Consider the following 22,308-nt stretch of genomic DNA (forward strand, 5'->3'; position numbering starts at 1 on the left):
ATCTTCGCCTGTGTATTTATTCTTCTTCTAATTCAGATTTAGCAATAATTGCCACCGAGGCCACCTTATCGCCCGCATCAAGGCTTTGCGTTTTTACGCCGGAAATTGCTTTGCCTTTCTTCACTGCAATATCCTTCATATCAAAGCGAATAATCTTACCTTGTTCGGAAATAAGCATAACTTCATCATGGTCGGTAACAATTTCTACAGCCACTACATCACCGGTCTTATCAGTAATGCGGAAATTCTTCGTTCCCTTGCCGCCGCGTTTCTGAAGTCCATAAGCATCTTCGTTATTGCGTTTGCCAAACCCTTCTTCACTGATAGTGAATACTTGACACGCATCACCAGAATCGGTAATCACGCCTGCGCCGACAACTTCGTCACCGCTGTTCAGTTTAATACCGCGCACCCCTTGTGCGGATCGTTTCATAAGTCGTGCATCTTCCTCGCTAAAGCGAATCGCCATACCTTTACGGGTGCCGATGAGAACATCCTGACCACCGGTAGTAATGCACACGGAAATAAGGCGATCGTCTTCACCGAGAGAAATAGCATTTAACCCGCTACGGCGAATATTCCGATATTCTTCGATGCTGGTACGTTTAACCACACCTTGCTTCGTCACCATAAAGAGATTGAGATCGTCCGACACTGTTTCAAGATCAATCATGGTCGTTACGGCTTCGCCTACATTGAGAGGCAGTACGTTGATGATGGCCGTTCCCCGTGAATTACGGCTGGATGCCTCAGGTACTTCATAACCCTTTAAGCGATACGCTCGGCCGGCCGTAGTAAAGAAGAGCAACGTATTATGCGTCCGCACGTGGAGAATCTGTACCACGTAATCATCTTCCTTCGTCTTCATGCCAACCACGCCGACACCGCCTTTATGCTGATTGCGGTATACGTTTGCATTCATGCGTTTAATATAGCCTTGGCGTGTCAAAGTAATAACCATTTCTTCGTCTGCAATGAGGTCTTCCACATCGAGCTCGGACGTATCCACAGTAATTTCACTACGCCGTTCGTCACCGTATTTGTGTTTCATGTCCGTCAACTCTTCTTTGATAATACTGCGCTGACGATCTTCGCTAGCTAAGATGGCTTTCAAATCAGCAATCAACAATTCCAACTGTTTGTATTCTTCTTCGATCTTTTCACGTTCCAAACCGGTCAAGCGGCGCAAACGCATATCGAGGATGGCTACCGCTTGTTTTTCGGTAAGACCGAATTTACTCATCAATGCATTCTTGGCAATTTCATCGGTTTCGGAAGCACGAATCGTAGCAATTACTTCATCAATATGATCGAGAGCAATGAGCAAACCTTCTAAAATATGTGCTCTTGCTTCGGCCTTATTTAATTCAAATTGCGTACGGCGTACGATAACGCCTAAGCGATGCGCAATATAATGATTCAATACTTCTTTTAACGTTAAAATTTTCGGATGGCCATCCACCAAAGCCAACATAATTACGCCAAACGTTTCCTGTAATTGCGTATGCTTGTACAATTTATTAAGCACGATATCCGGCTGGATGTCTGCGCGCAATTCAACAACGATGCGAAGCCCCTGGCGGTCGCTTTCATCACGCAACGCGGTAATGCCATCAATAACTTTGTCGCGACTCAAAGCGGCAATGGATTCGATAACGCGCGCCTTATTGACCTGGTACGGAATTTCCGTAACTACAATGCGGTGCTTGCCCTTATTCATTTCTTCGATACGGGCCCGGGCACGCATTTTAATACTGCCGCGGCCGGTGCTGTAAGCTTTCTTAATACCGTCGCGTCCTAAAATCAATGCGCCCGTCGGGAAGTCCGGTCCCTTGATGGCTTTCATCAAATCCGTTACTTCCACATCCGGATTATCGATAAGCATAATAAGACCGTCTGCCACTTCGTTTAAGTTATGAGGCGGAATATTGGTCGCCATCCCTACGGCAATCCCCGCCGAACCGTTGATGAGCAGATTCGGAATCTTAGACGGTAACACCGTCGGTTCCTGCAACGATTCATCATAGTTCGGCATAAAATCAACGGTATCTTTGTCAATATCCGCCAACATTTCCGTCGTAATTTTAGCCATGCGAACTTCCGTATAACGCATGGCTGCTGCCGAGTCACCGTCGATGGAGCCGAAGTTACCATGTCCGTCCACCAGCGGATAGCGCGTGCTGAAATCCTGCGCCAATCGTACGGTTGCATCATATACGGAGCTATCCCCGTGCGGATGGTATTTACCTAATACATCACCAACAATACGGGCGGATTTTTTATACGGTTTATTCGGGGTCATCCCCGTTTCATGCATAGCATACAAAATACGCCGATGCACCGGCTTCATGCCGTCACGCACGTCCGGTAAGGCACGCATAACGATAACGCTCATAGCGTAATCGATATAGGAGCTCTTCATCTCTTTGTCAATCTGGACGGGTAAAATCTTACCATGACTCCAGGTCGTTTCCTCCACAGTCTCACCTCATTTAACTTACATACACCGCGGTCCTCGCCGACGGCTTCTATACGTTCCATTACATATAATTTATTAGTACATTACATTATACCATTTTTTACAAATGCTTGCTACTTGCAGGAATCATTTGTTCGATTACAAGTTCCTATCATGCAATAAGCGATTCATCCGAAACTCTTCCACTATGTCCATAAATGCTTTTTCATGGATAGGATTTTGTTTCATCCCAAACAGATGGCTTTCACAATGACAATCGCTACAGCCAAAGCCCGGCACCCGCCAATCGGCTACGCCTTTTACAGCTTCTGCCAAGGGACACTCCAAATCGGCCGATGTACGCACCGGTACCGCAGCAATCATCTCGCAATGGCCACGGAAATAATCAAGGTGCCAGTGCATTTTCTTTCGCTTTCGTTTATGCCGTTCAATGCGCTTCGTCAAATTTGCTTTCGCCGAGCCGACGTACAAATAATAGCCTGCCCCAAAATGCATACAACCTTTGCTGCCAATGACAATATCCTTCGCTTCCGGTAGCCGCATAATCATAATATAATCACCCGCATCATGTACTTCCGCCGCCAATATATCCTCCGGATACTTACAAATCCGCACCACCTCCGGCATGGTAAAATCGGCGGTCCAGCGCAATGACACAGCCTTCCAATCCAAAGCGGGGGCTACACTGCGGAATGTTTCCGCAAACGCCAGGTCGGTATGATAATCCGGCAAAAACCACTGCGCCCGATCCCATTGCACTAGGAAAAGTACACCTGCTCGATACCCGTCCTTACGCAATGCTGCCAAGTGCAGTAAATGCTTGCGTCCGCGTTCGGTAATCGCATCGGGAAACATCGCCCCATCGCGACTAAACAGCGTGCAAGATTTTACTTCCAATACGAAGTGATCCCCCGCCTCGTTGATCAATAACAAGTCAAAACGGCTGTCACCGACAGTATACTCGCGACGTTCCACGCGCCATTCTTCCCAGCCGGGAATTTGCTTTTCATTGATCAGATATTCTGCGACATCATTACTGTAATTTGTATCCAACATAATGGGGACTCCATCGCGCTCAATACCGATAACGCGATACGCTGTCTTAGCACCCGGTTTTTCGTGCGGCACCACATACATGCCCACGCCCTTATAAAGAAGCTCCCACATCCGTCCCGGATTGGGTAAATGTGCAGCTACCTCATTACCGTTTAAGTCAATATATACAACAAATCGATTCGGCCTGCGCAAAAAAGTGCCGCGCAACACCGTATCATATAAAACCTTCATACATCCCCATCCTTCTCACATATAATTCTATAGGTCCTTACGAGCTATGCATTCAAAAGAATTCACCGTTATCACAATAATTCTTTCCCTCCATAGGGAAGAAAATAATACAGCAATCCTTATTTCCGTTTGCTTCCTTTAACAGCTTTGTTAAAAAGGTAGCCACGTTCCGCTTTATTTCCTCCGGGCGTTCGAACCAATACACTTCGGCAAATGTATATCCATCTACAATAGCCCCGTCAAAAATATATTCCGTAGCTTGGTGCTCAATGGTCACCCAATCACGCGGGCAATCCACAATGGATGAAATACCGTCCACAATATCCTTACTCCGTGCGATAACAGCAGCCTTATCAATTCCTCGTATTTTTAAATGCGGCATAGTGTCCTCCTTAGTAACCATCAATAATATATATTTATTATACAAGCATCGATGCCTGACTGAATAGTCGCTATTTCTCGTCACATCCGTCCATGCATCAACATCGTCAATATAATTCCTAGTCAAATCCAGGTATTTAGTATAAGATGTAGCTATAGCTACATACATTGTTTGCAATCATACCGTATACTTGTATCATACGATACACCCTCGGCGGTGTGAAACTATAATAATCCATATACCAAATAAAATATAATCTGTAATGTACCTAAACCGTACCCAAGAGAAAGGATGTAATACATATGGCTCAAGTAGCAGGTAACCTTCAACGCATTCGCAACGGTCAGCGCCGTTATGCTATCACTCCGCGCATTCCCGCCGGATTTATTCAACCACAAACATTGCAAAAATTCATTGATGTGGCCAACACTTTCCACGCTACATTAAAAATTACCGGCGCTCAGCGTATCATGATTACCAATTTAAAAGCAGAGGATGTAGACAAAGCCTGGGAAATGTTAGGCATGCAACCGGCACATTCCGTATCCAATCGCGTACGCAGCGTAAAAATTTGTCCGGGTACCACATTCTGCAAACGTGCTAAACAGGACAGCGTTCATCTCGGTATGCAACTGGAACAAAAATATATTTCCAAAGAAATGCCGTCTAAAATGAAGTTCGGTATTTCCGGTTGCCCGAATTCCTGCGCCGAATCCATTACCAAGGATATCGGTATTATCGGCACCGAGCAAGGTTGGCAAGTATATGCCGGCGGCAGTGCCGGTGCACATCCGCGCTTTGCCGATCTTATTGCCGAAGTAACGACGGAACAGGAAGTACTTGACCTCGTTGACCGCATGGTCGCATACTATAAAGAAAACGCACATATCGAACGCATGGGTGCCTTCATCGATCGCATCGGTCTTGCCACCTTCAAAGAAGCTGTCCTCGGCGATGACTATGTTCCGTCTACCGAAGATACCGCAGCGGCTCCGGCAGAACCGGTAGTTAATTTACCGGGCATGGCCAACGAAAAAGGTGCGATGCCGCTCGAAGCAGGCGAACCGATTACCGCCGATTCCATCGTGCGCGATATTATCGAAGCCTATCCGGAAACGATTCCTGCTTTGCAGGCTATCGGTATGGGGTGTCTCGGTTGTCCGTCGTCCACAGCCGAACCGCTATGGCAGGCTGCCGATATTCACGGCTTTGATGTTAATGAATTAGTAGAACGTTTGGAAACTATTCGTAAAGGAGCATAATACATGTCAGCATTTCTCGGTCACATTCACTTTTGGTTGTATAAAAAAATTCAACTTATCAATGAGAGAGAACAGTTAATTTTAAAGGAAGCGGAAAAATCCTTAGATGATCTCGCTACCGAATTGCACGACACTGCTGTTTCTATGTACGGCGAACCGATTCCGGCAGACCGTAATCTGCAGATGATTATCGACCACAGCAATATTCACGGTTGGCTTCAGAACCAAATTGAAGTGACCTCTGTACGAGAAGCGACATTTATAAAAGACTTACTCGACTGCGGCGGCGATATGGCTACCGATGCAATTCTCACTGCCTTTGTCACCCAAGGCACAGCATGCGGTACCTTGGCAAAAGAAAAGCTAGGTGATGTCCAGCATACTCCGCAGGAAGTATATCAGGCTATGCAAGATTATTATTTAAACGGCATGCCTTGCGACGGCGGTGATACTATCATCAGCGAAAGCGATAGCGAATACATTTGGGCCGGCACACATCAGAATCAGCGCGAACACTGGAAAAAAGCCGGTGTTAGCGAAGTATTTATGGCTGCTGCATATCAGGCTTGGTTCCGCGCTTTCGTAGCCGCCGCTGCACCGTATTTACAATTTGATGTTATCTTAGAAGAAAATAATGCGCCACTCTATCGTATTAGCAAAACAGTGGCCAATTAATAAGGAGGAATTTCCATGGCAGCAGGTATTGTTAAACAGGATCCGGGCCTTCTCTTTGAAGGTACTAATTTTACCATCGTAAAGAAAGCCGGTAAGGCCGGTGATGTGGTGGGCAATCACAATCATCCGGAAGCCAATATTATTTTCACCGTCGTTCAAGGCAAAGTTAAGGTCTTATTAAATCAAAGCGAGGAACACATTCTCACACCAGGCAAAGTTCTTAATTTTGACGGCGACAATCACATCCAAGCCACCTTCATTACCGATGGAGCATTCGTAGTAAATTTGATGAAAAAATAATTTATCTCAATATATAAATCTATAAATTATATCAACATATAAAAGGGAACAGATATAGGCATTGAACATCAAGTCGTATACATGACATTCAGCCTCTATCTGTTCCTTTTTTATTATGAATAGCCATTCTTATCAGCTCATGAATACCCCTCTTTTATCAGTAGCAGAGCGCACCTCGCAGCCATCATAGGAATTATTTCCACAATGGTTCTTGGTCTATATCTATTCATTTTACTATAAGAAATTATCTCCTGTTACCAACAATGGAGCATCATCAATGACTACAACTTGCTCATACCATTATTCAAACTGTATCTCAAGCTTGTATTTTAATTCGCCATACGAAACAAATTTGTTGCGTCTATTATAATAGGATGTTAAATTATTTCTTCCAACAGTTTCATTACCATCAATACATATATCAGAAAAATTTTTTATAATAATCAAGCTATGAAGCGCCTGTTACAACTAACTATTTAACAGCTAATTCACAACCATACGAATCACAGTAACTACTGCACTGAGAATAAACTATGATAACTCATTTCTCCAAGAATTGTTCTCTCGTAATACGTACTGCCTATCAGAAGAATTCGGATAGTAAAAAAGACATCCTCTATTGAACTAAACCCCTTTCGTCAGATTTTGTCCAACAAAAGGGGTTCACTTCATATGGAATGTCTTTTTTATTTGCTGATTATTTTTTCAACAAAGCAACAACGTCCTGCGTTACGTCAACGCCCTGGCTATCCGGTTCAGTGGATACAACCATGCGCGGATCAGCTACGATAAGCGGCAAGTTTTTCTGTGCACGAACGGTATCGATTTTTGCCTGAATATCTTTTTCCATCGGGGCTACGATTTTTTCGATAGCTGCATTTGCTTTCTTAGCTACCGGTACATAGCTCTTATCATATTCAGCCTGTTTAGCAGCGTCATCTTTTAAGCCCTGAATTTTCTGAGCGATTTTCTGAAGCTGCGGCTGGTATTCAGCATTTACCTTTTCAACTTGCATGTTGATTGCACCGTATCCCGGGTACGCATTGTATACCTGACTCATATTAATAACACCGATATTAGCGGCGCTGGCCATAGCTCCCACACCAACGGTGCCAAGCACTGCTAAGGTTGCGATCTTCTTCTTCAAATTCATTTCCCTAGACCCTCCTTAAAATATGTGTAGTAAAATATGTCTCAATTATAGCAAAAATACGTGTACACGGCAATACATCACGCCCTAGGTGGAATATATCGCCTCTGCTTTCACTGTCTATATCATAATAGATAATAGTGAATTACAGATGAATACACGTAATTTCGCTATACATATATGTATTTGTATATGGTCATGCCATTTTTATTTGGCATCTTCATCGTTAATGTAGATGTATTTATCTTTCTTTAACTTGGAAATAATTTCCGGCACCATGCCGATTAAGCGATCGAAGCCGCTGTAATTAGCAGACCCTTTAATGTTGAACAATTCAACGCGTTCGCCTTTAATAACCAATACAGCCGATGGTTCCATTTTAGCTCCGCCGCCACCGGCCGGTCCGCCGGCACCCAGTCCGAGCACTACATCAACGAACGGCACCAAGGTGGCATCGCCGATTTGAATCGCTTCGCCTACTACGGTTTCTACTTTGATCATGTGTTTGAATTGTTCAAAAATCGCCTCTAAATTAGCCTTGTTAAAGGTGTTTTTTGTTTCCATTATACGTTCCTCCAATCGCCGACTCTCTCTGAGTCGTCCTTACCTACATTAGGTCTTCGCTTTTTCTGCCCACGTAAGGCATATGGTTATTTTTTATGTGTCTTCTTGTAGTGTCTTGCAAATTTCAGTGCATCCATCAGGAAGCTGCGCACCGGCTTAGCCAGCACAAATAAGGTGCCGTACCAAGCAAACACGCCGGGATACATACGCCCCTTCACATCCAGACTGCCCAGGCATACGTTGTTGGAATAATCCAACTCCACTTCCTTTGTACCTTCCGGCCATAACGAATAGATGGTGGCTGCAGCAATGCCCATATCAAACGGATTCCCGTTACCAAAACGACCTTCCAATCGTACATGTCCCGGCAACGAATGATGATAGCATCGCTTGATAAACAAAAGAAGCGTTTCGTACAGCGCTACATTCTTGACATGTGGCATGAACCAACGCTTGTCAAAACCGTCATCCGCCTGTTTGCCTTCTGCCGTCTTCGACGCATCTTCTTCGACCCGTTCGGACTGCGCAGCCGTTTCGGCAGCTGCTCGCTTCGGCGCATCCAACGGTGTGCCATCCTTGTCAAAGCGCACACGTTCCGCCGGCTTTGCCGCCTCAACAGGCTTTGATGCCGTCTGCTGCACCTTAGCATCTGCCGTCGTATTAGCATCTTTCTCCGATTTTGCTTCATCCATTATGTCATCGGAGAAACCATCCGCCGTTTCCTCCTGTACACGTCGCGACAGCCATTCTTCATAATCGCGGGTAGCCCCCAACTTGGCTTGTCGTAAAATGTATACTTCCTTAAAGAACGGCTTGCCCGACTCATATGCAAAGTGAATGCGGAACACACGTCCCAACCACTGTACCTTCAACGCCGCCCGATACGGTTTGCGTGAGGACAGTTCCACCGAATATGTAATCGGACTGAACAAAATCCCTACAATCAGAATCAAAATAACCAGCAGCACGATGGCTATACCGGTCACATGCACCACCTACCTCCGATTTCTGTAACCCATCACAATACCTATTCATCTCATTTGTATGTAATTCGCCGCTTGTGCAACAAATTCCTTCTAATTTTCTATGCCCAAACGTGCGGTAACGCCTTTTGTGTAATAATGCTTACACTCCTTCATTTCCGTAACAAGATCCGCTGCCTCCATAAGCCAATCCGGTGCTCCGCGTCCCGTAAAGACAAGCTCCGTTCGAGGATTACGCGCTGCCAATAACCGTTCCGTCGCTTCTCGATCGATAAGTCCGAAAAACAGCGCCATGTTGTATTCATCCAACACGATAAGATCGTAATCGCCGGAAGCTACTGCTGCCAGGGCCCGTTCGAAGCCTTTGCGAATCAATGCCACATAGGAAGCCGGCGGCTGTCCTTTAGGGAATACCACCACATCATCACCCCATTTAGCCAGTTCCTCGTCCGACTTCATTCCTTCGGGAATGATGAAAAACGGTTTGCCTACCGTTTCCACCGTAAGGTGTTCTAACTTGGGAAGCACAGCATGTTCACTATATACCTTGGATTTCATAAATTGGAGAAACAATACATCGAGTCCGGCCCCGATAGCACGAATAGCCAAACCGATAGCCGCCGTCGTCTTACCTTTGCCGTCTCCGGTGTAAACCTGTACATACGTATCTTTCATAGGAGCCTCCTTTCCACGCTTGGTATACACCCCTATTCTATCACACTTAGCATAACATGAACATGAAAATCACAGATAAAATCGCCGTCTTTTCATTTTTTGCAAACCGATGCGCTATCATGCATAAAATGCTTTCTTTAAAACTACCTGACACCGGCGTGCCTACCTTCATCCGGCCAAGGTACGTTTCGCATAGAATGATTTTCTAACCAGCGAAGCAAAAAATCGCGAAATACCTGCGCCGCTGCCGTTAGAGGGCTATGAAGGCGGCGTACCAAATAAATCCATTGACCGTCGCTACCATTTTCGCCAAAGGGCCGCACCACAATTTGCGGTGACGAATATAAAAAAGCGCTGTAATCATAGCCAACCGCAATAGCACCGGTGCGTTCCACCAACTCGGTAATAAGTCTTTCATCAGATATCTCTGCCAATATATCTACCTTGTAACCGGCGAGAAAAACGCCGTTATCCATATGCCGCCGAAAACACGCATAGGCCCGTCCTTTCCCAATCATTAGGCGCCCGTCCAAATCCCGATAGGTTATGGCCGGCATTGCTGCCAAAGAATCTTCGCGGCGCAGCCGCACTGCATAGCGTGAATAAAACAGTTCGTCACTGACAAACGTCTCCTCCGTCACCGGTCCCGGTACAATAGCAAAATCGCAACTTTCCGTCGCCAGGGTTTGTAAAGCCTTCTCATCTGTTGTATCCACTACGCTTAACGTAATATCAGGATGGGCTTCACGAAAAGCCGTAATAAATGCTGTCCCCAGATAGGTCATTATATGATCCATTGATGCTATGGTGACTACCCGGCAGGCATCGCTTGCTAAAGAGCGCATCCGGGCAATATGTTGATATTCTTCGGCAATGCGATTTACATGAGGTAGCAGTGCATTCGCATATGGCGTAGGAATCAATCCTTGCGACGTACGTTGAAACAAGGCTTCTCCCAATTCTTCTTCCAAAGAGCGAATCATCTTACTCACACCTTGTCGCGACACATGCAATTCATCCGCTGCTCTCTGTACATTGCGATGACGGTATACAGTCATAAAATATTCAATTTGTTTTTGATTCATACAAACTCCTTTCTCATTTTCTCACAATATGTCCACCCTCAAAATACGTCACCAATTTTCCATTCTCATTACTCTAAATTTTCTACAAATTCCTTTCTCAATAAAGCCTTCTCTGTTTTTAAATCCCCCGGATCTGGTTGTCGTGTAATTTCTATTACAATCGTATAGCCATTTCCTTTATTCGTATTTTGCAACACATGATTTATAAATTAAATTGATAGTTTCATTGTACCCCAACCAATCACCAAGACGCAACTTTTTAGTTGCGATTATTCATTTTTAGTTTCTTGTGGATGAATAAATATATAAATATACTAAAAATATGATCGATGTGGTTACGTGCAACAGAAGGGCTAATTTCTTGGCAAAAAGTACTCGTCCAAAATATTGCTACCACATCCTCAAAAATGTAAAAAGATGAGGAAAGAACAGATACTATTTTCTATAACAACACGCGAGGTGACTACTATGAAATTAACACAAATTCGTAACGCAACTAATAAGCTAAGCTACAATGGAATTACCTTTCTAATCGATCCATGGCTTATGCCCAAACACCAATTCTCTTTTGTAGATATTCCGGGCCGTCCCTTCCATGTCCCCGATCCGGTAAAAGAACAATTACCTATGCCTTTTTACGATCTCCCCTTACCGGTAGCCAGTATTTTAGAAAATGTAGATGCTTATATCGTTACGCATTTACATCCAGACCACATCGATATAGCACCGGATGGTAGTGTTGGCGCACCGTTGGATAAACATCTCCCCTTATTTTGCCAAAACGAAGCAGATGCCGCCGTCTTAGCACGCTCCGGATTTACGGATATTCGCGTGCTTACACCTGCACCCACCGAATTTTCCGGCATCACTTTACACAAAACCGAGTGCCGCCACGGCACCTTTAGCCCCTGCGGCGAAGCTATGGGTGTTCTCTTTTCCCATCCCCAAGAGCCTATTTTTTATATTGCCGGCGATACGATCTGGTATGATGCAGTACAACGTACGCTTCAAACCTATATGCCCGATGTAATTGCACTGAATTGTTGTGCAGCAGAAACCGTAGAAAACGGGCGATTACTTATGAACGACGAAGATATTGAATGCGTACAAAAAACGTGTCCATCCGCAGCACTCTATCTTACTCACTTAGATACCGTGGCTCATGCTGCCATTACACGATACAGCTTGCGCGGATTATTAGCCTGTCGAGGGATAACAAACTATACAATACCACTCGACGGTGAAAGTATAATATATTAAAAAAAAGACGGTCTATGCACAATGGCATAGACCGTCTTTTTATCTCATATAACAGTATCTTATCTTACCTGCTATATTTCATACACTATTATATGTATGTATTCAAATATGATGGATACATCTCTTTTAGTGAATACAGCTTTATTGTAATACTACAGACTTATTGAATCGGCAAGAATAACAGCGGATCCACTGCGGAACCATTAACCACTACTTCGTAATGAACGTGGCTGCCCGTACTCTTACCGGTACTTCCCATAAGCGCAATCTGCTGTCCTTGGTTAACCTTCATTCCCGCATGTACCAACACAACCGATGTGTGTCCGTAACGGGTAACGAATCCGTTTCCGTGATCGATTTCCACCAAATTACCATAGCCTCCATCGGTATATCCCGCAAAGGTTACCGTACCGGCCGCCGTTGCTGCAATCGGCGTTCCGTAATCGGAAGCAATATCAAGACCTTCATGGAAGGCACCCCCGCCGTACACCGGATCCTCACGACCACCAAAGGTAGATGTAATTACGCCCTTTGCCGGCCAAATCGATGGCATGGTTGCATTCGCTGCCGTCGCATTTCCCGGAGCAAAAGCAATCTGTTGCAAATCGCGAATAGTTTGACCTGCTCCATCACGCAAAATACTACGCAACATAAACAACGATGCCATTCGCTGCTGCGCACGGTGGTCAATAGAAGATAGCTTTGCTGATAAGGCCACCACATTAGCCTTCGCCGGCATTTGATCTGCCGTCTTTACTTCGCCTCCATTAGCATTGTCTGCCCCGTGAGGCTCCGCACTATCATCGCTGTTGGCAGCTGTCGGAGTTTGACTTTCACCGCCGCCTTGTGGTACCGCGCCGCTTTCCGAGCCTTTAACCATCTGGCGAATTTCCTGATCCAGTTGATCCAAAGTCTGCATCTTCTTATCCAATATATCCGTTTTCTGTTGCAGTAATTTAAGCTGCTCCTTTTGTAATTCTGTGCGCTGTCTTAGTTGTACCAATTCCGCTTGCCGCGTAATGCCCCAAATGCCGAGGCCTAAGCAAATAACTACGACTGCCAGTAATACACCGGCAACAATATACAGCTGCTTTTTCGTCAAACGCAGACTGTAACCGTCACCGTCAGGTACAAAATAACGACGCCACAGACCGTCTAATTTCATTCCTATCCATCACTTCCTTATTTTACCACCGTACCACTTACCAGTGCTTCTTCATTAGTCTTTGCCCCCAGCGCTTCGTTAAGACTTTCCAATTCTTCCTGTGATAAGCTTACCAGACTTTTTCCTTTTACGATAGGCTTACTGAAAATACGCGATTCACTGCGTCCATAAACACTGGAAATACAAATCCCATTATTATTTCCATCCAGCAATGTCAACGCAAAGGACAAATCATTGCCGATATTTTCAAAGGCATTATACTTGATAAAGCCAATTTTCTGAAATGTATTATGCTGTGTATCACGGATGACTTGCTGCTGTTGAAATAAATCTTCCATCGTTTCCGCCGCATCGCGCAGTTCTTTTACTTCAACGGCCAACTTGCGCTCCAAGCTACTTCCGTTCTCTCCGCGCATAAAATAATCATAGCGTTTTGCCAAGCTGTTGATTTTGCTCTGCAATACCAAGCAATATAATAGCAACAGAATCGCTAACGCCGCAACGCCAATTTCGATCCAAGTATGTAATGATTCTAACATGCTAATCCTTTCCTCTTCTTCATTGTTTACGCTTATGCAATTGTTACCATCCTATCAAGGACATATCGCTCCGCCAGTAGCGCCGGTTAGCGACTACCTTTTGTCCTATCAGTGAATTATACTAATTCATCCTTAAAAGGACTCAGTGCCCTATCTAATATACCATGCAACGAAGCGATGAGCACACCATAATTAACAATTGGCACACCATCCTGCACGGCTACATCGATGCGACGCAATACTTCACGGCGCGGCAGCATGCACGCCCCGCAGTGAATGACTACATCATACGGTGATACATCTGCCGGGAAGCCACCGCCTGATGTCCATTCTAATTCCAAACCTTCATAACCGGCTGTTTTTAACCATCGCGGAATTTTTACCGTACCGATATCATCACACTGCCGATGATGTGTACAACCTTCGCTGATAAGTACGCGGGATCCGGGATGCAAATTCTTAATGGCGTTGGCGCCTTGCACAAGTTCCTTCAACTTACCTTTAAACCGCGCCATTAAAATCGAAAATGATGTCATAGGAATGCTGTCAGGCACAATCTCAGCTACCGCCTCAAAGGCCTGTGAGTCGGTGATGACCATCTTCGGCGGTTCCTTTAAGGTGTCAAGCAATGCCGCCAATTCTTCGGTTTGCACAACAAAGCTCATGCCACGATAATCAAGAATTTCACGAATCATCTGCACCTGCGGTAAAATCAGCCGCCCCTTCGGTGCTGCCGAGTCAATGGGACATACCAAGACAATCACGTCTTTCGGCTCGATTAAGCCTTCCAATAAGGTACGCGTTTCTTCATCGGTCGGCTTCATCTTGCCCAGCATATCCAATATATCACGACGCTGTTCCTTCGTCGATAAGTCAGCGCCAATGTACGGCACCTCCGCCGCTTCCAGCCGGGATGCTCCAATATACGCATCGGCACCGAAACCGCGTATTTCATTCACCACCAACAGAGTAGCTATCTTCTGTTCCTTTAACAAGGCTAGCCATTCGCGATCCGTATCATCAATAGGTGTATCCGTGCGAACAACATATACGGCCATATTCATTTTTGGTAACAGTTCACGCGTTTTCGCAATGCGCAATGCCCCCAACTCCGACGTATCATCCACACCGGCTGTATCGGTAATCACCACCGGTCCTAGCGGTAAAATTTCCATGGCTTTACTTACCGGATCTGTCGTTGTTCCCGCCACTGCCGATACTAATGCAACGGACTGACCGGTCAACATATTAATCAGCGTAGATTTACCGGCATTGCAACGTCCGAAAAATCCGATATAAATGCGGTTGGCTTTCGGTGTTTGATCCATGCCGGTGTCACTGTGAAGCACAGCTTGTACTGTTTCGGTTGTCTGTGACATCTCCTCACCTCCTATATGTGAAAGGATGTAATAGCCTCATCATCCTTATTCGTTTCTTGTTCCATATATTGTAAAATATGATCTAATTCCTCTTGGCTACGGAAAGTAACTTCAATTTTTCCCTGCACCTTCTTGCCCGCTTTAAGCTTAACCGCTACAGGCACCCCCAGGCTAATGCGCAAGCGATCCGTCAAGGCTCTTACCTCGGCGGTATTCTCTGCTTTGGTCGTTCCTTCTTTTTTCGGTCCTGCTAACAGTTGTCGCACTAACGCTTCTACTTGACGCGCTGTCATTTCATGCTCTTTAATCTGTTCCAACGCCGTGCGTTGCAGATCTTCATTTGGTAATCCCAATAACGGTCGCGCCTGTCCGATGGAAAGCTCTCCCGCAGATAATTCATTTCGTAAAAATTCCGGTAGCTGTAACAAGCGCATCATATTTGCTACATGCGAACGACTGCGTCCTAAGCGCAATGCAATATCTTCCTGTCTAAAATTAAAGGTTTCTGCCAACCGTTTATACGCAAAAGCTTCTTCGATAGGGTCTAAGTCTTGTCGTTGTAAATTTTCCACCAAAGCAATTTCCGTCATTTCCTCGGTGCTGTAATTTTTTACGATAACCGGAACTTCCTTGAGACCGGCCTCATTGGCGGCACGCCACCGCCGTTCACCGGCTACAATTTGAAAATAATCCTCTACAGGACGCACCACAATAGGCTGAATGATACCATGTGTTTTTATTGATTCGACAAGTGTTACCATTTCATCGTTAGCAAAATTTTTGCGAGGCTGATTTTTATTAGGGTGGATTAACGTCAAATCCATTAACTGTGCACCATACGTAGGAGCCGATGTGGCCACCTCTTCGGATAGCTTTCCCTTCTCGTTACCGGATATGTCGGTCCCTATATCACCTGCTAGCGGTGTTCCCACTTCGTTTGATATAGAAGTTGGCTTCGCGTCTATGCTATGATTTTGCACCGCAGCTGACACATTCATTTCTTCGGCGGATGTATGTGTCGTTTCATTTTGATCATCTATCGCCGTATGTTTTACTACCGCAGTATCTGTAATAGCCTTGCTGTTTTCTGTAGCATTACTTGCCGTAGCATTACCTATTACAGCGTTACCTGTTGCAGCATTACTTGTTACAGCATTGCTTGCTGAAGTATCTATAACGGCATCATGTCCGCTCTCATATTCTGTTGCTGTATTCTCTGCTGCATCATGTAAAGAAGGGCCCATCAATGCACTTAACCCTTTTCCTAGGCCCGAACGTTTCTTCCCGGATTTATTGTTTTTTGGCATATTTGATGACCTCCTTCGCTAAGCTTGTATATACGGCAGCACCTTTTGATCGTGGATCGTAAATAATAATCGGCTCACCGTAACTAGGGGCCTCACTAAGTCGTACATTGCGAGGAATAATTGTTTTATACACCTTCGTGCCAAAAAACTTTTTAACCTCTTCCCCTACTTGAATCGATAAATTTGTGCGGCCATCATACATCGTTAACAACACGCCTTCAATATGTAAGGACATATTCATATTTTCTTGTACCAGTTCTATGGTTTTTATTAATTGGCTAACACCTTCCAGCGCATAGAACTCACTTTGAATAGGAATCAATACACTATCTGCGGCTACTAATGCATTTAATGTCAACAGGCCCAATGATGGCGGACAGTCGATAATAATAAAATCATACTCTTTTTTTACTTGCTTTAACGCACGTTTCAAACGACTTTCCCGTTTATCCATGCTCACTAATTCAACTTCGGCACCGGCCAACTGTATTGTCGCCGGTGCTACTTTTAATTTTTTTATCATTGTTGATTCAATGATATCTGTCAACGGCACTTCATCTATTAATACATCATAAACGCATGTATCCAAACTATCTTTATCGATACCAACGCCGCTGGATGCATTCCCCTGTGGGTCCAAGTCCAACAATAATACTTTTTTTCCTGCCTCAGCCAAGCACGCACTTAAATTTACCGATGTCGTCGTCTTACCGACACCGCCTTTTTGATTTGTAATGGCTATAATTTTACCCACAGTATGTCACCCCGTTCATAATAACAAAATACACATCACATTATACCACAGCCATAGAAAAATGGTGCGTCCTAACCGCGAAATCGCTAAAAATTTTTCTTTTAACAGTCGCTTTATTTTAGTATGTTTCACGTGAAACATATCGGAAGTTCCTGCATTGTACCTTCGATGTAATATGCGCCCATTAATTATATGTGCGCATTAACTATATATGCGTATAGATGACTTAATACCCTCACTCTAATTATGCCGCACCTATTCTTTAACTCTATTTCCATATTCCTTATCTTATCGCACGAAACTATAAATTAAATGAAAATCTGCCAATCGTATGTAATAAAAGAAGAGAATGTTTCACGTGAAACATTCTCTTCTTTTTATTCGTAGGCATTATACTATGACTCACAATATTTCCATATGGTTTTCCATGCTCCGGTATATCATCCGTACTATGACTATAGTCAGTTCGTCCGAATAATTTTTTCACCTAATTATTCAAGCTCATTGTACGGTAAGCAGTTTATATATGATCTAACAAATACAGTACAACCTCCATGTCATTTAAAGGCATAATATGTACGCCCTGTGCAATGCGCCTGATTTCTTCCAAGGTTTCCACCGCAATGGTCAATCCCACTTCACGACCGCCATCTTCCATGCGACGCAAAATAGATTCTGTCAATGAAATACCCGGTACTTTTTCATGAAGATAGGTAGCCATCTTAAAACTTTTAAGAGGAATTAATCCTAAACAAACCGGTAAACCTAAGGGTGCTATTTTATCAATAAAACGCTTTGCTCGCTCCAAATCATAAATAGGCTGTGTCTGAATAAACTGCGCACCATGCTCTTTTTTTCGGCATAACTTCTCATACTCTGCATCTAAATCCTCCGCACCGGGATTTCCTGTCGTGCCGATATAAAATTCCGTAGGTGCATCCAGTTCGTGCCCCGTCATGTCATAACCGCTATTCAACGTACGTGCCACCGTCAATAGTCCCATCGAATCAAGCTCAAAAACAGCTTTTGCATCCGGATGATCTCCACGTGATGGCTCATCACCGGTTAATGTCAAAATATTATGTACTCCCAATGCAGCGGCTCCCAATAACTCAGCCTGCAAACCAAGGATATTACGATCACGGCAGGTTAAGTGGAAAATCGTATCAATGTTTTTTCTATATTTAATCAAATGTGCCAGTGCAATCGGACTCATTCGCATCTTAGCCATCGGACAATCCGCAATATTGATTCCATCCACACGGTCTGCCAACAGTCCTGCCTCATCCAATGTTTTCTGCGCCGATGCCCCCTTCGGCGGATCTAATTCTACAGTAATCGTAAATGCACCACGTGCATGTTTGCTTCGCAATTCTTCCATCAAGGCCACTCTCTTTCTCTCTTCAACTCTCTCTTCTATTGTCTAAGATTTTATCTGTGTGCTAACAATGCGCTATCACTCATCCCCCAACAACTGTTTTACCAACTGCACTGCCGTCACTCCATCCTTGGCATATGCGTCGGCACCGGCCGTATCCGCATATTCCTGTGTCAGCACCGCACCCCCTACTACAACCTTAGCAGGTACGTTTGCTTTTCGCACTGCCTCGATAGTCTCATCGATCATTGGCATGGTTGTAGTCATTAATGAACAAATACCGATAATCGGCGCTTTATATTCTTTCGCGGCATTTACAATCGCATCCGGTGATACGTCTTTTCCTAAGTCCACCACACGATACCCATTATTCTCCAATAAAGCCGCTACAATATTTTTTCCCAAATCGTGAATATCACCTTTTACCGTAGCTACAATGACCGTATCTCGTGCCATTCGCGTATCTTCCGGCAATACTTGTTTTATTGTTTGAAATGCACCTTGCATTGCTTCTGCCGCCAACATAACTTGCGGCAAAAATACCTTACCGGCACCGAATTTTTCGCCTACACGATTCATCGCCTCCGATAATCCTTGCTTTGTAATCACCAAGGGATCTATTTTCTTTGTCAAAGCCTGCGTTACCAATTCAATGACATACTCTTTTTCGCCTCGTTCTACAGCACCGCAAATAGCTTCCAGCATAACTTCCGGTGTCGCTTCCGTTATGTCCGTAAGTAACCTTTCTTTTTGATTAACAGTCTGTCCAACTGTTATAGTATTAGCCCTCGTTGTACTGGAATCTTTTTTCCCGCTTCCGCCGATAACATCTTCCGCTTCCTGACCGTACAGGCGGATAAACTCTGCCGCTGCTGTATCAAATCCCAATAAAGTACGACCTGCTACAAATGCCTTTTTTACCGTTTTATTCAAAGGATTTAAAATTGGTGCCGTCAAGCCTGCGGACAATGCCATCGTTAAAAATTGTGCATTTAAATAGGGCCGTTGCGGCAAACCAAATGAAATATTCGACAAGCCCATCACCGTTGGAAAGCCAAAAATTTCTTTATATAATCGCAGTGTCTGCAGCGTTTCCTTAGCACTGTCCGGACCGCTGGCCAAAGTCAATACCAACGGATCCAATAATAAATCCTGCGGACGCAAACCATACCGATACGCTTCCAAAGTAATTTCTTTAATCAATTCTATCCGAGCTTCCGCCGTTGCCGGTAAATCACCTTTTCCCAACGGTAAGCATAAAAGAGCTGCTCCATATCGTTTAGCCAACGGCAATACTGCTGCGAGTTGTTCCGGTTCCGCATTTACCGAATTGATCAGCGGTCGTCCCGGATACGCTTTTAAGCCGGCTTCTAATGCCTTGGCATCAAGAGTATCAATAGATAATGGCACATCGACGAGCATGGTCAATTCGCTAACGGCATGCCGCATCGCTTCGGCTTGATCAATACCGGGTACGCCCATGTTTACATCCAACACATGTGCACCGGCCGCGACTTGCGCCAATGCATCGCGCTTTACCATTGCAAAATTTCCGTCTTTAATTTCCTTAGCCAATACCTTACGTCCCGTAGGATTAATGCGTTCACCAATAATAATAGGTGCTTCCTTGTGACCTACACGAACAACCTGAGTACGACTGGTAAATGCCGTAAACGGTTCCACCGCTGTTCTACTAGACGGCCCATGGGCTATCGCCGCCTCGGCAATAGCGCGAATATGATTCGGCGTGCTACCGCAACAAGCCCCGATATACGATGCGCCTGCGTCAATTAAATCCCCTACATAAGATGCCATATCTTCCGGCGATAAAGGGAAGATTGTTTTCTTATTTACCAATACCGGCATCCCCGCATTAGGCTGTACGCTAAGAGGCAGATTGGTTACCGTTGCCATTTTCTGCAACAAAGGAATTAATTGCTCCGGTCCGAGAGAACAATTAATCCCCACTACATCAGCCCCCATCGCTTCCATTAAAATGGCCGCTGCTTCCGGTGTAGTACCGGTAATCGTTCTCCCGTCTTCACTAAAGGAGAATTGGCAAATAATTTTTACCCTGTCATCGGCACCAGCTGACGCTCTCGCATCGCGCGCTGCTAATAAGGCAGCGCGCATTTCTTGAATATCTATAATAGTTTCTATAAGAATATAATCCACACCGGCTTCAATTAAGGCATCCGCCTGTTCACGGTAGGTTTCATAAATATCATCAAATGTCATTTGCCCTAACGGAGCAATAAACGTTCCTGTCGGTCCCATAGAACCGGCTACCTGCGCCGTCGGCTTTATATCAGCGATGGCCCGCTTTGCTGCTGCCACGGCGGCATGATTAATTTCCTTAACTCGATGTGCCAAACCATAATCGGCCAGCTTTAATCGACAAGCACCGAATGTATTTGTCGTCACAATATCACTGCCGCTTGCCAAATATTCACTGTGGATAGCTTCTACAATTTCCGGTCTATACACACTCATTAATTCCGGACAGGCCCCCTCTTTCAGTCCTGCCTGTTGTAACATGGTACCCATAGCACCGTCAAAAATAAACATTGCTTACCTCTTTTCTATATTCACATGTGAATACTTTCTTATTACCGGTTATTCACACTATACCTACACCGCGTTACCAAAACAATACACGCGCCTATCATCAAGTCCTCATCAATACTGCACCATATACACTATTTCAATATATTTCATTACGGTTTCTTCCGCGACGGACAATCCCGTTGACCACATGAAGTGCATCCTCGTTTTGTTTGTAATGTAGCACCGCCGGGCATATAACCAATGATAGCTGTCACTGATTTACGGGGAAACAACATGCACGTATCGGTAACGGTAAGACCGATTTCTTCCGCTCCGATAATCGCAGCTAACGCCGGTTGTACATCCAGTGGCCAATTTCCATATCCGGGGCTAAACCGCCATGTTGTCGTATAGCCACCGGCAGTCGCCGCTTTTACAATCAAATCATTAATTTGATCTGCCACCTGCTCTACAGCAGTCGTCGCCGCCGCATCAACCAAAAGACCTACCGTATAATTACCTTCTTTAAATAGTGCTGCACTGCGCCGCTCCACACCTTCTCCAATGGTCACCCCCATCACGGCAACTCGTACTGACGAAGCCAAATGCTTACGAATGCTGCTGCCCTCAACTATGAGCGGCGGATCCGATTGAATGGTACCGGTAGCCGCATCATATGCATACTCACGATATATCCCGCGCGGTACTGCCTCCAGCTGTACTTCCAAACAAGCCTCCTTCACATACTGTTCGGGAAAATCCTCGGCTCGTTGTAAGCCGGCATACCGTCGTACTTCTTTTTCATCTATCACCGGTAAGCGTCCATTAAAAATTGCCATACCTACTCCTCTATTCCCAAGCTCTCTTCTTTACCAAATTCTTATTTCGATTACACCTAACACATTTATTTCGCTCATACCTATCACAGTTACTTTGCCAACACATACACATTGCCATTAACCGCCACTACGCTTAACTACCTATTGTTGACAAAATAAAAGCCCCTATCCACACAGATAGGGGCTGATTCCTTATCTGTCAGTAAGACTGTTGGATGTAGCACCGTGCCTTGCCGGTTGCCGGACGTCATTGGGCCAATTCCCTCGGTCTCTCTTGATAAGGTCATATGAAATTTAC

The 22,308-nt window shown here is 44.8% G+C and carries 20 protein-coding genes and 1 riboswitch; of the genes, 4 read left to right on the forward strand and 16 right to left on the reverse strand.

What is annotated here, in order from left to right:
* Positions 1-16: 16 nt before the first annotated feature.
* From gyrA to G344_RS0103255, 3 genes are all read right to left on the reverse strand, one after another.
* Complete coding sequence (gene gyrA, locus G344_RS0103245) at positions 17-2,479, reverse strand: DNA gyrase subunit A (protein ID WP_028254939.1); 2,463 nt, start codon at positions 2,477-2,479, stop codon at positions 17-19.
* A 138-nt stretch (positions 2,480-2,617) separates the two neighbouring features.
* Positions 2,618-3,766, reverse strand: a complete 1,149-nt coding sequence (sfsA, locus tag G344_RS0103250; RefSeq protein WP_028254940.1) for a DNA/RNA nuclease SfsA — start codon at positions 3,764-3,766, stop codon at positions 2,618-2,620.
* Between the two features lie 52 nt (positions 3,767-3,818).
* Positions 3,819-4,148, reverse strand: coding sequence for a DUF1904 domain-containing protein (locus tag G344_RS0103255; RefSeq protein WP_028254941.1), 330 nt, complete (start codon positions 4,146-4,148; stop codon positions 3,819-3,821).
* Between the two features lie 302 nt (positions 4,149-4,450).
* On the opposite strand from G344_RS0103255, the gene G344_RS0103260 reads away from it, so the two are divergent.
* Genes G344_RS0103260 through G344_RS0103270 form a run of 3 tightly spaced genes read left to right on the forward strand, consistent with a single transcriptional unit; the run spans position 4,451 to position 6,385 of the window.
* Entirely contained in the window at positions 4,451-5,410 is a 960-nt protein-coding gene (locus tag G344_RS0103260; protein WP_028254942.1) for a DUF1858 domain-containing protein, read from the forward strand.
* Positions 5,411-5,413: 3 nt separating this feature from the next.
* Positions 5,414-6,085: a hypothetical protein gene (locus G344_RS0103265; protein WP_028254943.1), complete on the forward strand. Its 672-nt coding sequence runs from the start codon at positions 5,414-5,416 to the stop codon at positions 6,083-6,085.
* Positions 6,086-6,100: 15 nt separating this feature from the next.
* Complete coding sequence (locus G344_RS0103270) at positions 6,101-6,385, forward strand: cupin domain-containing protein (protein ID WP_028254944.1); 285 nt, start codon at positions 6,101-6,103, stop codon at positions 6,383-6,385.
* 697 nt (positions 6,386-7,082) lie between these two features.
* Here G344_RS0103270 and G344_RS0103275 read toward each other — a convergent pair.
* The 5 genes from G344_RS0103275 to G344_RS10580 form a co-directional block, all read right to left on the reverse strand.
* Positions 7,083-7,538, reverse strand: coding sequence for an OmpH/Skp family outer membrane protein (locus G344_RS0103275; RefSeq protein WP_028254945.1), 456 nt, complete (start codon positions 7,536-7,538; stop codon positions 7,083-7,085).
* A 204-nt stretch (positions 7,539-7,742) separates the two neighbouring features.
* Entirely contained in the window at positions 7,743-8,099 is a 357-nt protein-coding gene (locus tag G344_RS0103280; RefSeq protein WP_028254946.1) for a GerW family sporulation protein, read from the reverse strand.
* A gap of 86 nt (positions 8,100-8,185) precedes the next feature.
* Positions 8,186-9,091, reverse strand: coding sequence for a hypothetical protein (locus G344_RS0103285; protein WP_028254947.1), 906 nt, complete (start codon positions 9,089-9,091; stop codon positions 8,186-8,188).
* Between the two features lie 84 nt (positions 9,092-9,175).
* Entirely contained in the window at positions 9,176-9,757 is a 582-nt protein-coding gene (locus G344_RS0103290; protein ID WP_028254948.1) for a cob(I)yrinic acid a,c-diamide adenosyltransferase, read from the reverse strand.
* Between the two features lie 143 nt (positions 9,758-9,900).
* On the reverse strand, positions 9,901-10,842 hold the full coding sequence (locus tag G344_RS10580) for a LysR family transcriptional regulator (protein WP_051245710.1): 942 nt from the start codon (positions 10,840-10,842) through the stop codon (positions 9,901-9,903).
* A gap of 468 nt (positions 10,843-11,310) precedes the next feature.
* On the opposite strand from G344_RS10580, the gene G344_RS0103300 reads away from it, so the two are divergent.
* On the forward strand, positions 11,311-12,102 hold the full coding sequence (locus G344_RS0103300; protein ID WP_028254949.1) for an MBL fold metallo-hydrolase: 792 nt from the start codon (positions 11,311-11,313) through the stop codon (positions 12,100-12,102).
* A gap of 160 nt (positions 12,103-12,262) precedes the next feature.
* Here G344_RS0103300 and G344_RS0103305 read toward each other — a convergent pair whose 3' ends face one another.
* The 8 genes from G344_RS0103305 to G344_RS0103340 all read right to left on the reverse strand — a co-directional run bounded on the left by G344_RS0103305 (position 12,263) and on the right by G344_RS0103340 (position 22,010).
* On the reverse strand, positions 12,263-13,267 hold the full coding sequence (locus tag G344_RS0103305) for a M23 family metallopeptidase (protein ID WP_051245712.1): 1,005 nt from the start codon (positions 13,265-13,267) through the stop codon (positions 12,263-12,265).
* A gap of 17 nt (positions 13,268-13,284) precedes the next feature.
* Positions 13,285-13,806: a DUF4446 family protein gene (locus tag G344_RS0103310; RefSeq protein WP_028254951.1), complete on the reverse strand. Its 522-nt coding sequence runs from the start codon at positions 13,804-13,806 to the stop codon at positions 13,285-13,287.
* A gap of 116 nt (positions 13,807-13,922) precedes the next feature.
* Complete coding sequence (gene hydF / locus G344_RS0103315; protein WP_028254952.1) at positions 13,923-15,134, reverse strand: [FeFe] hydrogenase H-cluster maturation GTPase HydF; 1,212 nt, start codon at positions 15,132-15,134, stop codon at positions 13,923-13,925.
* A gap of 62 nt (positions 15,135-15,196) precedes the next feature.
* Positions 15,197-16,492 (reverse strand): ParB/RepB/Spo0J family partition protein, encoded by a 1,296-nt coding sequence (locus G344_RS12110; protein ID WP_244869483.1) that lies wholly within the window; start codon positions 16,490-16,492, stop codon positions 15,197-15,199.
* Entirely contained in the window at positions 16,476-17,246 is a 771-nt protein-coding gene (locus G344_RS0103325) for a ParA family protein (protein WP_028254953.1), read from the reverse strand. Before G344_RS0103325 ends, G344_RS12110 begins: the two co-directional genes overlap by 17 nt.
* A 520-nt stretch (positions 17,247-17,766) precedes the next feature.
* Positions 17,767-18,627 carry a methylenetetrahydrofolate reductase gene (locus G344_RS0103330; RefSeq protein WP_028254954.1) on the reverse strand — a complete coding sequence of 287 codons (861 nt, stop codon included), beginning with the start codon at positions 18,625-18,627 and terminating at the stop codon, positions 17,767-17,769.
* A 75-nt stretch (positions 18,628-18,702) separates the two neighbouring features.
* A complete protein-coding gene (locus G344_RS0103335; RefSeq protein ID WP_028254955.1) occupies positions 18,703-21,192 on the reverse strand; it encodes a homocysteine S-methyltransferase family protein in 2,490 nt (829 codons plus the stop codon).
* Positions 21,193-21,341: 149 nt separating this feature from the next.
* Positions 21,342-22,010: a methionine synthase gene (locus G344_RS0103340; protein ID WP_028254956.1), complete on the reverse strand. Its 669-nt coding sequence runs from the start codon at positions 22,008-22,010 to the stop codon at positions 21,342-21,344.
* Between the two features lie 189 nt (positions 22,011-22,199).
* A riboswitch (SAM riboswitch) is annotated at positions 22,200-22,294 on the reverse strand.
* Positions 22,295-22,308: the final 14 nt, after the last annotated feature.

It is taken from the genome of Veillonella magna DSM 19857 (genome assembly GCF_000428745.1).
GTDB classification, from domain to species: Bacteria; Bacillota; Negativicutes; order Veillonellales; family Veillonellaceae; genus Veillonella_A; species Veillonella_A magna.

What these genes read in the sequence shown, in the direction of transcription:
- sfsA (WP_028254940.1), bottom strand. Translation starts at nt 3,766, where the DNA reads ATGAAGGTTTTATATGATACGGTGTTGCGCGGCACTTTTTTGCGCAGG.
- G344_RS0103255 (WP_028254941.1), bottom strand. Translation starts at nt 4,148, where the DNA reads ATGCCGCATTTAAAAATACGAGGAATTGATAAGGCTGCTGTTATCGCA.
- G344_RS0103260 (WP_028254942.1), top strand. Translation starts at nt 4,451, where the DNA reads ATGGCTCAAGTAGCAGGTAACCTTCAACGCATTCGCAACGGTCAGCGC.
- G344_RS0103265 (WP_028254943.1), top strand. Translation starts at nt 5,414, where the DNA reads ATGTCAGCATTTCTCGGTCACATTCACTTTTGGTTGTATAAAAAAATT.
- G344_RS0103270 (WP_028254944.1), top strand. Translation starts at nt 6,101, where the DNA reads ATGGCAGCAGGTATTGTTAAACAGGATCCGGGCCTTCTCTTTGAAGGT.
- G344_RS0103275 (WP_028254945.1), bottom strand. Translation starts at nt 7,538, where the DNA reads ATGAATTTGAAGAAGAAGATCGCAACCTTAGCAGTGCTTGGCACCGTT.
- G344_RS0103280 (WP_028254946.1), bottom strand. Translation starts at nt 8,099, where the DNA reads ATGGAAACAAAAAACACCTTTAACAAGGCTAATTTAGAGGCGATTTTT.
- G344_RS0103290 (WP_028254948.1), bottom strand. Translation starts at nt 9,757, where the DNA reads ATGAAAGATACGTATGTACAGGTTTACACCGGAGACGGCAAAGGTAAG.
- G344_RS10580 (WP_051245710.1), bottom strand. Translation starts at nt 10,842, where the DNA reads ATGAATCAAAAACAAATTGAATATTTTATGACTGTATACCGTCATCGC.
- G344_RS0103300 (WP_028254949.1), top strand. Translation starts at nt 11,311, where the DNA reads ATGAAATTAACACAAATTCGTAACGCAACTAATAAGCTAAGCTACAAT.
- G344_RS0103305 (WP_051245712.1), bottom strand. Translation starts at nt 13,267, where the DNA reads ATGAAATTAGACGGTCTGTGGCGTCGTTATTTTGTACCTGACGGTGAC.
- G344_RS0103310 (WP_028254951.1), bottom strand. Translation starts at nt 13,806, where the DNA reads ATGTTAGAATCATTACATACTTGGATCGAAATTGGCGTTGCGGCGTTA.
- hydF (WP_028254952.1), bottom strand. Translation starts at nt 15,134, where the DNA reads ATGGATCAAACACCGAAAGCCAACCGCATTTATATCGGATTTTTCGGA.
- G344_RS12110 (WP_244869483.1), bottom strand. Translation starts at nt 16,492, where the DNA reads ATGCCAAAAAACAATAAATCCGGGAAGAAACGTTCGGGCCTAGGAAAA.
- G344_RS0103330 (WP_028254954.1), bottom strand. Translation starts at nt 18,627, where the DNA reads ATGGAAGAATTGCGAAGCAAACATGCACGTGGTGCATTTACGATTACT.
- G344_RS0103335 (WP_028254955.1), bottom strand. Translation starts at nt 21,192, where the DNA reads ATGTTTATTTTTGACGGTGCTATGGGTACCATGTTACAACAGGCAGGA.
- G344_RS0103340 (WP_028254956.1), bottom strand. Translation starts at nt 22,010, where the DNA reads ATGGCAATTTTTAATGGACGCTTACCGGTGATAGATGAAAAAGAAGTA.